The following is a 12,506-nucleotide window of genomic DNA, read 5'->3' as shown; positions in this document are numbered from 1 at the left end:
GGAATGCTCGCGACCAGTGATGCCCGCGCCACCACCGAGGTGGACACGCCACGTAGCCGACGTCCGCAGCTGACCCCGATGCTGCTCCTGGCCCCGGCATTCATCATGCTGGCCATCTTCATCGGCTGGCCCGTCGTACAAATGATCGTGATGAGCTTCCAGGAGTACGGACGCGCCCAGATCTTCGGCGCCGACCCTGAGTTCATCGCGCTGGGCAACTACACCAAGGTCCTGACCGATCCGATCTTCTGGGCCGTGCTCGGGCGCAGCGTTGCGCTCGCCGCGGTCTGTGTCGTGGCCACGATGGTGCTGGGCATGGCCATCGCCGTCATGATGACCAAGCTCGGCAAGCTCATGCGCACCGTCGTGTCCGTCGGGCTGCTGCTCGCGTGGGCGATGCCCGCGCTGACCGCCACGATCGTGTGGGGGTGGATCTTCGACACGTCCTATGGACTCGTCAACTGGCTGATGACCAAGCTCACGGGAGACAACTGGTTCGGTCACTCGTGGCTGATCGACCCGCTCAGCTTCTTCGGCGTCGCGGCCATCATCATCGTCTGGGGCGCCATCCCGTTCGTGGCCCTCAGCCTCTACGCCGGCCTGACGCAGGTGCCGTCCGAGGTGCTCGAGGCCGCATCGCTCGACGGGGCGAACGGCTGGCGGCGCTTCGTCAACGTCACCTTCCCCTACATCCGCTCCATCGTGATCGTCGTCCTGATCCTGCAGATCATCTGGGACCTGCGCGTGTTCGCGCAGATCTACGCGCTGCAGACCATCGGCGGCATCCGGGAGCAGACCAACACCATCGGCGTCTACATCTACACCGAGTCGATGGCCTCCGGCCGACTCGGCACCGGCGGCGCCATCTCCGTCATCCTTGTCGCGATCCTGCTGGCGATCTCGGCCTACTACATCCGCCTGACCCTGAGGAACGAGGACTGACATGAAAGGCTCACTGCTTTCCAGGTCCCTGCTGAACATCGCAGCCGTCATCGTGTTCGTGTGCTCGGTGTTCCCCGTCTACTGGATGGTCAACACCTCGATGCTGCCCGGCGCCAAGATCAAGTCGACGAGGCCGTCGTTCCTGCCCGAGTCGCTGAACTTCTCCAACTACGCCACCGCCCTCGGCGACGGCTTCATCCCGGCCATGTGGATGTCGCTGGCAGTGACCGGACTGACGCTCGTCACCGCGCTGGTGTTCGCCTTCATGGCGGCGCTGGCGCTGTCGAGGTTCACCTTCCGCTCGCGCAAGTCGCTGATCGTCGCCGTACTCGTCATCCAGATGGTGCCTGCAGAGGCCCTCATCATCTCCATGTTCCGCCTGCTCGACGGCTGGCACCTGGTCAACACGGTTCTCGGCCTGTCGGCCGTCTACATCGCCATGGTCCTGCCGTTCACGATCTGGACCCTGCGCGGTTTCGTCCAGGGAGTGCCCGCAGACCTCGAGGAGGCCGCCCAGATCGACGGCTGTTCCAAGGCGGGCGCGTTCTGGCGGATCACGTTCCCGCTGCTCGCCCCCGGCCTGGTGTCCACCGGCATCTTCGCCTTCATCCAGGCCTGGAACGAGTTCGTCTTCGCGCTGGTCATCATGACGCGGGAGGAGAGCCAGACCCTCCCGATCTGGCTGCGGTCCTTCCTCCAGGCCACCAAGGCCACCGACTGGTCGGTCGTCATGGCAGGCTCGACGCTGATGGCCCTGCCCGTGGTGATCTTCTTCCTGATCGTTCAGGGCAGGATGACGTCGTCCATGACCTCCGGCGCCGTCAAGGGCTGAGCAACAACCAAGGACCGAGATGCAACACCTTCCCCTCATCCCCGCACCGACCCGCATCGAGATCGCCGACGGCGCGTTCCGGCTCGTCGCGACCACTCCGGTCAGCGGGGAGCTGGCCGACCTGCTCGCCGACGAGCTGCACACCATCACCGGAGCGCGCCCGCACGTGGGCGGTCACGGCAAGATCCGGCTCCGGATCTCGGGGGAGGGGAGGTCGGAGTCCTATCACCTGACGGTCACCGAGCACCGGGTCACCCTCACTGGCGCCGACCGCGCCGGCCTGCGGTACGGCATCTGGACGCTCGTCCAGGCCGTCCGCCGGTCCGGAGAAGGCTGGGAGATCCCGGCCCTCGACATCCACGACGCGCCCCGGTTCGCCTACCGCGGCTTCATGATCGATGTGGTGCGTCACTTCTTCGACGTCGCCACGGTCGAGACGCTGATCGACCGCGCCGCCCGTCTGAAGCTCAACGCGCTGCACCTGCACCTCAGCGACGACCAGGGCTGGCGGCTCGAGATCGCCTCGCGACCCGAGCTGACCGCGAAGGCGTCGGGGACCGCGGCCTTCGGGGATTCCGGCGGCCACTTCACGCAAGCCGACTATGCACGGATCGTCGCCCACGCGGCCTCCTACGACATGATCGTCGTGCCGGAGATCGACCTGCCCGGCCACACGCACGCCGTCGGCGTCGCCTATCCGGACCTCGTCGAGGAGCCCGTTCTCACCCGAGAGATGCTCGACACGGTCGAGGCCTTCGGCGGCGACGTGCCCGTCAAGGGCGAACCCTGCACCTCCATCCCCGTTGGCTTCTCGCAGCTGCGCATCCACCATGAGCCCACCTACGACTTCCTCGCCGACGTGCTCGGGGAGGTCGCCGCGCTGACCCCGGGCCCGCTGGTGCACGTCGGCGGTGACGAGTGCCTCGGCACAGACCCGGCGGACTTCGCGTACTTCATGGAGCGAGTCACCACACTGGTGGCCGGCCTCGGCAAGACGCCGGTGGTCTGGCACGAGGCGGGCGCGGCCGAGGGCCTGGCCCGCGGGACGGTCGGTCAGTTCTGGGGGCTCCGGTCCAACGACGAGCAGGTCGCCGCGAAGGCCCGCACGTTCCCGGAGCGGGGCGGCGGCGTCATCCTGTCCCCGGCAGACGCGATCTACCTCGACATGAAGTACGACGAGGACGAGCCCCTCGGCCTGACATGGGCGGGCTTCGTGAGCCTCGAACAGTCCTACGACTGGGACCCCGCGACCCTGATCGACGGCATAGGCGAGGACGCCGTGCTCGGCGTCGAGGCTCCCACCTGGACGGAGAAGCTCACCAGCCTGGAGGAACTCGACCACATGATGTTCCCGCGCATCGCCTCGGCGGCCGAGATCGGCTGGTCTCCGGCCCCTGAGGGGCACGCCTGGCGGACCTGGACGTCCTTCTCCGGCCGCCTCGCGGGCATCGCACCGCTGTGGGAGGCACAGGGCATCGCGTTCCACCGGGCGCCCGGGGTTGACTGGCGCTGACCCACCGGCGACCGCCGGCCCCGCCGACCCCGGCTCCCGGGCCGGCGGGGTCGCTCGTTAGGATCGATGCTGCTTCGGACCCCCGAATGACGCCACCGACCAGGGATCCCCACCGCATGAGCGACACCAGACTCTTCCCCGGGCAGGTCTTCATCCAGACCGTGCTCGAGGCCGCCGAGACCAAGGACACCATGTCCAGGCGGATCAAGGGCCCCTACCTGATGCGAGCGGCCATGGCCGGCCTGCTGATCGGGATCCTGTACGTGGCGCACTACCAGATCGTCGCGACGTTCACCGACCTCGGCGGAGTCGACTTCTCCGGGGTCGGGAAGATCCTCGGAGCGGCGGTCTTCGGCTGGGCCCTGGTATTCATCTACCTGACCAAGTCGGAGCTACTGACCTCCAACATGATGCTGACCTCGGTGGCCGTCTACCACCGGCGCATCACGCCCTCCCGCCAACTCGGCATCCTGTCGCTGTGCCTGCTCGGCAACGCGCTGGGCGGCCTCGTTCTGGCGCTCATGCTGAAGGGCAGCACGATCGTCACGGGCGGCCTGTTGGAGGCAATGCAGCACTCGGTCGACGTGAAGCTCGGCTACACCACCTCCATGCTGGGCCTGAGCGACCTCTTCTTCCGCGCCGTGCTCTGCAACCTGCTGATCAACATCGCGATGCTGGTGGTCTACAACGGCTACCTCAAGGACTACCTCGCCATCATCATCTCGATGCTGTCCGCGGTGTTCCTCTTCGTCTTCCTCGGGCTGGAGCACTCCGTCGCCAACACGGTGCTGTTCATGGTGGTCGGGCTCCAGGGCGAGGTCGCCGTCGGCGCAGCCGCGCTGAACGTCGGGGTGGCTCTGCTCGGCAACTTCGTTGGCGGAGGGGTGCTGATCGGGTTCTACTACGCCTTCCTCAACGACCCCCGGCGGGGCCGCACGACCGACTGAGGCACGGGCGCGGGGACCCAGGCGCGTGGGTGAGGTCGCCTTCGGCCAGGGTCGCGTCCGGGTCCCCGGAGCGTGCCCCGGCCACGATGTCGGCCGCATGGGCGGGTGAGACGGCGGTCATCAGCTGCAGCCAGTGCTCCGGGGACCTGATCCCGCCGCCGGACCAGCAGTGGTCTCCAGCACCTCGACCATCAGATCCACCAGATCGGCGTTGAGCTAGGCGGCCTGGCCCGCGATGAAGCCCGCGCGCTGGGAGGCGAACTCCCACGCGCCTGCTCCCGCGTCCTCATAGAATCCATGTCGAATCACACACCCGTGCGAATCCAGGGACAAGGATTCCCGCCCCCGAAAACCGTTCAAAGTCCGGCCCATTTAGCGGCGGGCCGACTCGGCACCGGTGGTTGGCGTGATCGGGAAGGGTGCCCGGCCGGGTGTCCGGCCGTCGCGACGGGACGGGTAAGGTGGGGCCGGAGCGCGCATCTCTAGGAGGACTCGTTGTCGGATTCGTTCGTCCACCTGCACTGCCACACCGAGTTCTCCATGCTGGACGGTGCGGCCAGGATCAAGGACCTCTTCAGCGGAGCCGAGCAGATGAAGATGCCGGCGCTGGCGATCACCGACCACGGCAACCTGTACGGGGCCTACGAGTTCTACAAGGCGTCCAAGGCTTTCGATGTCAAGCCCATCATCGGGCTCGAGGCGTACCTGACGCCCCGCACGCACCGCTCCGAGCGAAAGCGGGTCCAGTTCGGCGACGGCACGGGCGACGACGTCGCCTCCAAGGGTGCCTACACCCACATGACGATGTGGGCCGCCGACAAGGTCGGCATGCACAATCTGTTCAAGCTGTCGACGTACTCGTCGTTGGAGGGCTTCTTCTACAAGCCGCGCGCCGACCGGGAGCTCCTCAACACCTACGGCAAGGGGCTGATCGCCACCACCGGCTGCCCCTCCGGCGAGGTGCAGACGTTCCTGCGGCTCGGCCAGTACGACAACGCCGTGGCCGCCGCCGCCGAGTTCCGCGACATCTTCGGCGAGGGGAACTTCTACGTCGAGCTGATGGATCACGGGCTCGAGATCGAGACCCGGGTGCGCAAGGGCCTCCTGCAAGTTGCCAGGGACCTGAGCCTGCCGTTGGTCGCCACCAATGACCTCCACTACGTGCACGCCGAGGACGCCGACTCACACGACACCCTGCTGTGCGTGTCGGCCGGCTCCCGCAAGGCCCAGGCCGACCGGTTCCGCTTCGACGGCAACGGCTACTACCTGAAGAGCCCCGCGGAGATGCGGCACCTCTTCCGCGACTTCCCCGAGGCCTGCGACAACACGCTGGCGATCGCCGAGCGCGTCGAGACGAGCTTCGACGAGGGCATCGGCACCTACATGCCGCGCTTCGACGTGCCGCCGGGCGAGACGGAGGAGTCCTGGTTCAAGAAGGAGGTCGAGCGGGGACTGCACGTCCGCTACCCGAACGGCATCCCGCAGGAGGTGCTGGACAGGGCCGAGTTCGAGACGGGCATCATCGTCCAGATGGGGTTCTCCGGCTACTTCCTCGTCGTCGCGGACTTCATCAACTGGGCCAAGCACAACGGGGTCCGCGTCGGCCCCGGCCGAGGCTCCGGAGCTGGCTCGATGTGCGCGTACGCCATGCGCATCACCGACCTCGACCCGCTCGAGCACGGCCTGCTCTTCGAGCGCTTCCTCAACCCCGAGCGCGTCTCGATGCCCGACTTCGACATCGACTTCGATGATCGCCGCCGCGGCGAGGTCATCAACTACGTCACCGAGAAGTACGGCAGCGAGTACGTTGCGCAGATCATCACCTACGGCTCCATCAAGGCGAAGGCCGCCGTTAAGGACGCCGCCCGCGTCCTCGACATGCCCTTCGCCATCGGCGAGCAGATCACCAAGGCCATGCCGCCGGACGTGATGGGCAAAGGCGTGCCCCTGGGCGACCTGTTCAACGAGGAGCACAAGCGCTACGCCGAGGGCGCCGAGTTCCGCGAGCTGTACCAGTCCAACGCCGACGTGCGCACGGTCGTCGACACAGCCCGCGGCATCGAGGGCCTCAAGCGCCAGTGGGGCGTGCACGCCGCCGGCGTCATCATGAGCCGGGCACCCCTCGCCGACGTCGTGCCGCTGATGAAGCGAGAGGCCGACGGCGCCATCATCACGCAGTTCGACTATCCAGGCTGCGAGTCCCTCGGCCTGATCAAGATGGACTTCCTCGGGCTGCGCAACCTCACGGTGCTCGCCGACGCGCTGCACAACATCGAGTTGAACCGGGGCATCCAGGTCGAGCTCGAGAGCCTCGCGCTCGACGACGAGAAGACATTCACCCTGCTCCAGCGCGGCGACACGCTCGGCGTGTTCCAGCTCGACGGCGGCCCCATGCGGGCGCTGCTGCGATCCATGCAGCCGGACTGCTTCGACGACATCTCCGCCGTTGGCGCGCTCTACCGCCCCGGCCCCATGGGTGCGGACTCGCACAACAAGTACGCGCGCCGCAAGACCGGCCGCGAGCCGGTGGAGCCGATCCACCCGGAGCTCGCGGAACCGCTGGAGTCCATCCTGGGCGAGACCTACGGCCTGATCGTGTACCAGGAGCAGGTCATGGCTATCGCGCAGAAGCTCGCCGGCTACACGCTCGGCGGCGCGGACATGCTCCGCCGCGCGATGGGCAAGAAGAAGAAGTCCGAGCTGGACAAGCAGTACGCGACCTTCTCGGCCGGCATGATCGAGCGCGGCTACTCCAAGGACGCCATCCAGACCCTGTGGGACATCCTGCTGCCGTTCTCCGACTACGCGTTCAACAAGGCCCACTCGGCCGCCTACGGGCTCGTGTCCTACTGGACGGCCTGGCTCAAGGCCAACTACCCCGTCGAGTACATGGCCGCTCTGCTGCAGTCGGTCCGCGACGACAAGGACAAGTCCGCCCTCTACCTGGCGGAGTGCCGCCACATGGGCATCGAGGTGCTGCCCCCGGACGTGAACTCCTCGGAGGTGGCCTTCACACCCGTCGGGGAGCACATCCGATTCGGCATGGGTGCGGTGCGCAACGTGGGCGACAAGGTGGTCACGGCGTGGGTCCAGGAGCGCACGAGGCTGGGACCGGCGAAGGACTTCTACGACTTCCTGGACAAGGCTCCGCTGCTGATGTGCAACAAGCGCGTCGTGGAGTCGCTGGTCAAGGCGGGCGCCTTCGACGAGCTCGGGCACACGCGCCGGTCCCTGATGGGGATCTTCGAGGCGGCGGTGGACTCGATCATCGACCTCAAGAAGAACGCCGAGAACGGCCAGGACGGCTTCGACTTCGGCTTCGACGACGGGGCGGGCGCCGACGAGGCCAGCCCGCTGCACGAGGCCGTCCCGGACGTCGACGAGTGGGACCGCCGCACCAAGCTGGCGTTCGAGCGGGAGATGCTCGGCCTGTACGTCTCCGACCATCCACTCAACGGGCTCGAACACGTGCTGCAGGCCAACAGCGACCGCTCCATCGCCTCCGCCGTCGCCGAGGACGGCTACCGCGGCAACACCAAGCTGTGCGGACTGATCACCTCGGTCAACCGTCGCGTGAACAAGGCCGGCAACATCTGGGCGCAGGTGGTTCTCGAGGACCTCGGCAACTCGATCGAGGTCACGGTGTTCCCACGGGTCTACGACCAGGTCGCGATGCACCTCGCGCCGGACACCATCGTGGCCGTCGACGGCGTCGTCGAGTCCGGCGAGGACAGGGGACGCATGCGAGCGCAGAACGTCATCGCCCCGCATGTCAGCGCTGAGGGCAACGTCGGGCCGCTCGCGTTGACCCTGCCCGCCGTGCGCTGCACGCCGGGCGTGGTCGGCAGGCTCAAGTCGATCCTCGCGCAGTACCCCGGCGCGGCCGAGGTCCACCTCAACCTCCGGACGGGGGAGCAGATCAAGACGTTCAGGCTCGGAGACGGCTTCCGCGTCGAACTCACCTCTGCGCTGTTCGCCGACCTCAAGGCCGTGCTCGGCCCATCGTGTGTCGGCGTCGGGAGGGAGAGCTCGTGACAGGCTCAGAGGAGATCGTCACCGCCCCCCGCAACCCCGGGCAGCTGGCGCTCCCGTGGGACCGGACGCTGTGGCGGCTCATCGTCTACATCGCAGGCTCCGTCGTGCTCGGCGCGGCGGCGGGACTCCTGTGGTCCGCCGTGACCCCCCGGGCCAGCTACACCGTGCTGGAGGATCTGTCCGCGTCCATCTCGGAGCGCGGCCAGGCGGAGATCGTCGCGGCGGATGTCACGTTCACGTTCATCACGGCCGTGCTGGGGCTGCTCGTCGGGGTGATCGGCTGGCTGATGCTGCACCGCCGCGGTTGGTGGGTCATCGTCGCCACCCTCGTTGCGGCCATCGCCTCCTCGGTGATGGCGTGGCGCTTCGGGGTCAGCGTCGGCCCGCACGATTTCGTGGAGCGGCTCGCCTCGGCAGGAGCCGGCGACGTGGTGGAGGTGGACCTGACCCTCCGGTCGATGTCCGCGCTGCTGATCGCACCGTTCGCCGCGATCATCCCCATCATGCTCCTGTCCGCTTTCTGGCCCGAGGCCGCCGGCGATCAGGACGAGGCGACGCTCCCACTAGACTAACCGCGTGCTGAGAACTCTTGACCTGACAGGCGTCGACGGTGCCTACCGGACCCTCCTGCCGCGCGGCAGTTTCGACGTGGAGGCCGCTGTCGCCGTCGTGCATCCCATCGTCGCGGACGTCGCGGATCGGGGAGCCGAGGCCCTGCTGGAGTACTCGGAGAAGTTCGACCACGTCGTCCCGCCGTCGCTGAGGGTCGGAGCAGCCGACCTCCGGAAGGCCGCCGACGAGCTCGACCCGCAGCTGAGGGAGGCGTTCCTCGAGTCGATCCGCCGCCGCCGCGAGGTGGCCGGAGCCCTCGAACTCGATCCCGATCCCGGGCCCGCCATCCTGGCCGACGGAGCCAGCGTCGGGCTCCGCAACATCCCCGTCGAGCGCGTCGGCCTCTACGTGCCGGGCGGGCTCGCCCCGCTGGCCTCCAGCGTGATCATGAACGTCGTGCCCGCCCAGGTCGCCGGCGTCACCTCCATCGCAGTCGCCTCGCCCCCGCAGCGCGAGTTCGGCGGGCTGCCGCACCCCAGCATCCTCGCCGTCTGCGCCCTGCTCGGCGTCGAGGAGGTCTACGCCGTCGGCGGTGCCCAGGCCATCGCCATGTTCGCGCATGGCGTCGAGGGCCTCTGCGATCCCGTCTCGCTCATCACGGGCCCCGGCAACATCTACGTCGTGGCGGCCAAGCGTCTCGTGCGCGGCCTGGTCGGCATCGACTCCGAGGCCGGCCCCACCGAGATCGCCGTCGTGGCGGACGACACGGCGGACCCTGCGTTCGTGGCGGCCGACCTGATCTCGCAGGCCGAGCACGATCCCATGGCGGCGTCCGTTCTGATCACCGACTCGACCGCGCTGACCGAGAAGGTGGTCGCCGAGGTCGAGCGACAGGTCGTCGGCCAGCTGCACGAGGAGCGCATCCGGACCGCGTTGACCGGCAGGCAGTCCGCCGTCGTGCTCGTCCGCGACCTCGACCAGGCCGTGGCTGTCGCCGACGCCTACGCCGCGGAGCACCTCGAGATTCAGACGGCCGACGCGCGCGCGGTCGCCGCGCGCATCCGCAACGCCGGCGCGATCTTCGTCGGCGGCTACTCGCCGGTGTCGCTCGGCGACTACTCGGCCGGCTCCACCCACGTGCTGCCCACCGCAGGCTGCGCCTGCCACAGCTCCGGGCTGAGCGTGCGCTCGTTCATGCGTACGGTCCACGTCATCGACTACTCGCAGGCCGGCCTGATGGACCTTGCCGACGGCATCGAGAGGTTCGCACAGGCGGAGAACCTCCCCGGCCACGCGGCCGCCGTCACGGTCAGGAGGCCACGGTGAGCTTCTCCCTGAACGACCTGCCGCTGCGCGCCGACCTCGTGGGCGAGGAGCCCTACGGTGCCCCCCAGCTCGACGTGCCCGTGGTGCTGAATGTCAACGAGAACCCGTACCCGCCGTCCCCGCTGATCCGCCAGGAGATGGCCGCGGCTGTCGTCCGGGCAGCGGGTGGGCTCAACCGCTACCCGGACCGCGAGGCCCTCGGGCTGCGCACCGACCTCGCCGCGTACCTCGGCCACGGCCTGACCGCCGACAACATCTGGGCGGCCAACGGATCCAACGAGGTCATGAGCCACCTGCTCACCGCCTTCGGCGGCCCGGGGCGCTCTGTCCTGACCTTCACGCCCACCTACTCCATGTACCCGGAGTACGCGCGCAACACGTTCACGGGCTACGTGACCGAGCCGCGCAACCCGGACTTCACGCTCACGGCCGACCTCGTCCTCGACGCCGTGCAGCGGCACGATCCGACGGTCGTGGTGATCACGACGCCGAACAACCCGACCGGCACGTCGGTGGGCCTTGAGGTGTTCGAGGCCGTGCTGGCCGGCTCGGACGCCATCGTTGTGGCGGACGAGGCCTACCAGGAGTTCTCGGGGCGCCCGAGCGCGCTGGAGCTGCTGGCCGAGAGCCCCCGCCTCGTCGTGTCGCGCACCATGAGCAAGGCGTTCGCGCTGGCGGGCGGCCGCGTCGGCTACCTGGCCGCACACCCCGCGATCGTCGACGCCTGCCGCATCGTGAGGCTGCCCTACCACCTGAGCGCCCAGACGCAGGCCGTCGCCCGCGTCGCGCTGGCCCACGCCGACGAGCTGCTCGCGCAGGTCCGGTCGCTGGCCGCCGAAGCCCGCTCCTTCGAGGCGTGGGCCCGCGAGCACGGCTACGACGTCGTCGACTCGGAGGCCAACTTCACGCTCATCGGCCGGTTCCCGGACCGCCACCGCGTGTGGCAGGACCTCCTGGACCGCGGCATCCTCATCCGCGAGACCGGCCCCGACGGGTTCCTGAGGGTCTCCGCAGGCACCCCCCAGGAGATGAACCTCCTCAAGCACGCGCTCGAGGACCTCGACCCCACCCGCGAAGGGAGCAGGCCATGAGCCGCACCGCCACCGTCACCCGCACCACGAGCGAGTCCGAGATCACCGTCTCCATCGACCTCGACGGTACTGGAGCATCCACGATCTCGACCGGCGTCGGCTTCTACGACCACATGCTCACGGCGCTTGCGAAGCACTCGCTCATCGACATCGAGGTCGCCGCGACCGGGGACCTGCACATCGACGGCCACCACACCGTCGAGGACGTCGCCATCTGCCTCGGACGGGCCCTGAAGGAGGCGCTCGGCGACAAGTCGGGCATCCGTCGTTACGGGCACGCCGTGATCCCGCTGGACGAGGCCATCGCCGACGTCGTGGTCGACGTCGCCGGCCGCCCCTACGTGACCTGCACCGGGGAGCCCGACGGCCAGGTCTACGCCCGCATCGGCGGCAGCGGCGTGCCCTACGCCGGGTCCATGACCTACCACGTCTTCGAGGCCCTGGCCCTCAACGCCGGCCTCTGCCTGCACCTGCGGCTGCTCGCCGGCCGTGACCCGCACCACATCGTCGAGGCCGAGTTCAAGGCCCTGGCCAGGGCGCTGCGCGAGGCCGTCGAACCCGACCCCCGCCAGACGGGGGTGCCCAGCACCAAGGGAGCGCTGTGAGTCCCCGCATCGGGCTCTTCGACTACGGCTCCGGCAACCTGCACTCGGCCCGTCGGGCGTTCGCCAACGCCGGGGCCGACGTCGTCCTCACCGGCGACCTCGACGAGCTTGCCGGCTGCGACGGACTCGTCGTGCCGGGCGTCGGGGCCTTCGCGACCTGCATGACGGGGCTCAGTCAGGCGGGGGGTGTCGAGCTGATCCGCGACTGGGTCGCGTCCGGGCGGCCGCTGCTCGGCATCTGCGTCGGACACCAGGTGCTGTTCGAGCTGGGAACCGAGCACGGCACGAGTATCGCCGGCCTCGGGATTCACCGCGGCACCGTGTCGCAACTTGCGGCCAGGCGGCTTCCGCACATGGGCTGGAACACCGTGGAGGCCCCCGACGGCTCGCGCCTGTTCGCTGGCGTCGAACGCAGCCGTTTCTACTTCGTGCACAGCTATGCGGCAACTCCCGTCGCAGGCGATGGGCTCGTGACGACCGCCAGGCACGAGGACGCCGTCTTCGTGGCCGCTCTGGAGAGCGGACCCGTGTCGTCGACGCAGTTCCACCCGGAGAAGTCCGGGGCCGCCGGGGCAAGGCTGATCTCCAACTGGCTCGGCCAGCTCTGAGGCATCCCGCCCCGCCCGCGACCGGCCGGAATCAGGGGCGGCGTCCGCTAGGGTG

General features: G+C 68.6%; 10 protein-coding genes. All 10 read left to right on the top strand.

Annotation, left to right across the window (positions count from 1 at the left end; all coding sequences use genetic code 11):
• The first annotated feature begins 3 nt into the window (after positions 1–3).
• The 10 genes from QH948_RS07400 to hisH all read left to right on the top strand — a co-directional run bounded on the left by QH948_RS07400 (position 4) and on the right by hisH (position 12,451).
• Positions 4–942 carry a carbohydrate ABC transporter permease gene (locus QH948_RS07400; RefSeq protein ID WP_281143832.1) on the top strand — a complete coding sequence of 313 codons (939 nt, stop codon included), beginning with the start codon at positions 4–6 and terminating at the stop codon, positions 940–942.
• Between the two features lies 1 nt (position 943).
• Positions 944–1,774, top strand: coding sequence for a carbohydrate ABC transporter permease (locus QH948_RS07395; protein ID WP_281143831.1), 831 nt, complete (start codon positions 944–946; stop codon positions 1,772–1,774).
• A gap of 19 nt (positions 1,775–1,793) precedes the next feature.
• Entirely contained in the window at positions 1,794–3,287 is a 1,494-nt protein-coding gene (locus QH948_RS07390; protein ID WP_281143830.1) for a beta-N-acetylhexosaminidase, read from the top strand.
• A 116-nt stretch (positions 3,288–3,403) separates the two neighbouring features.
• Entirely contained in the window at positions 3,404–4,234 is an 831-nt protein-coding gene (locus QH948_RS07385) for a formate/nitrite transporter family protein (protein WP_281143829.1), read from the top strand.
• A gap of 540 nt (positions 4,235–4,774) precedes the next feature.
• Positions 4,775–8,269 carry a DNA polymerase III subunit alpha gene (gene dnaE / locus QH948_RS07380; RefSeq protein ID WP_281146163.1) on the top strand — a complete coding sequence of 1,165 codons (3,495 nt, stop codon included), beginning with the start codon at positions 4,775–4,777 and terminating at the stop codon, positions 8,267–8,269.
• Complete coding sequence (locus tag QH948_RS07375) at positions 8,266–8,841, top strand: hypothetical protein (RefSeq protein ID WP_281143828.1); 576 nt, start codon at positions 8,266–8,268, stop codon at positions 8,839–8,841. Before dnaE ends, QH948_RS07375 begins: the two co-directional genes overlap by 4 nt.
• 4 nt (positions 8,842–8,845) lie before the next feature.
• Positions 8,846–10,147 carry a histidinol dehydrogenase gene (gene hisD / locus QH948_RS07370; RefSeq protein WP_281143827.1) on the top strand — a complete coding sequence of 434 codons (1,302 nt, stop codon included), beginning with the start codon at positions 8,846–8,848 and terminating at the stop codon, positions 10,145–10,147.
• Positions 10,144–11,238 carry a histidinol-phosphate transaminase gene (locus QH948_RS07365; protein ID WP_281143826.1) on the top strand — a complete coding sequence of 365 codons (1,095 nt, stop codon included), beginning with the start codon at positions 10,144–10,146 and terminating at the stop codon, positions 11,236–11,238. Before hisD ends, QH948_RS07365 begins: the two co-directional genes overlap by 4 nt.
• Complete coding sequence (gene hisB / locus QH948_RS07360; RefSeq protein ID WP_281143825.1) at positions 11,235–11,843, top strand: imidazoleglycerol-phosphate dehydratase HisB; 609 nt, start codon at positions 11,235–11,237, stop codon at positions 11,841–11,843. Before QH948_RS07365 ends, hisB begins: the two co-directional genes overlap by 4 nt.
• Complete coding sequence (gene hisH, locus QH948_RS07355; protein WP_281143824.1) at positions 11,840–12,451, top strand: imidazole glycerol phosphate synthase subunit HisH; 612 nt, start codon at positions 11,840–11,842, stop codon at positions 12,449–12,451. The genes hisB and hisH overlap by 4 nt, the downstream gene beginning before the upstream one ends.
• Positions 12,452–12,506: the final 55 nt, after the last annotated feature.

The sequence above is a fragment of the Tessaracoccus lacteus genome (assembly GCF_029917005.1).
GTDB lineage: Bacteria > Actinomycetota > Actinomycetes > Propionibacteriales > Propionibacteriaceae > Arachnia > Arachnia lactea.
Note: the sequence above shows the minus strand (reverse complement) of the source record. Positions and strands in the feature narration are given on the sequence as shown.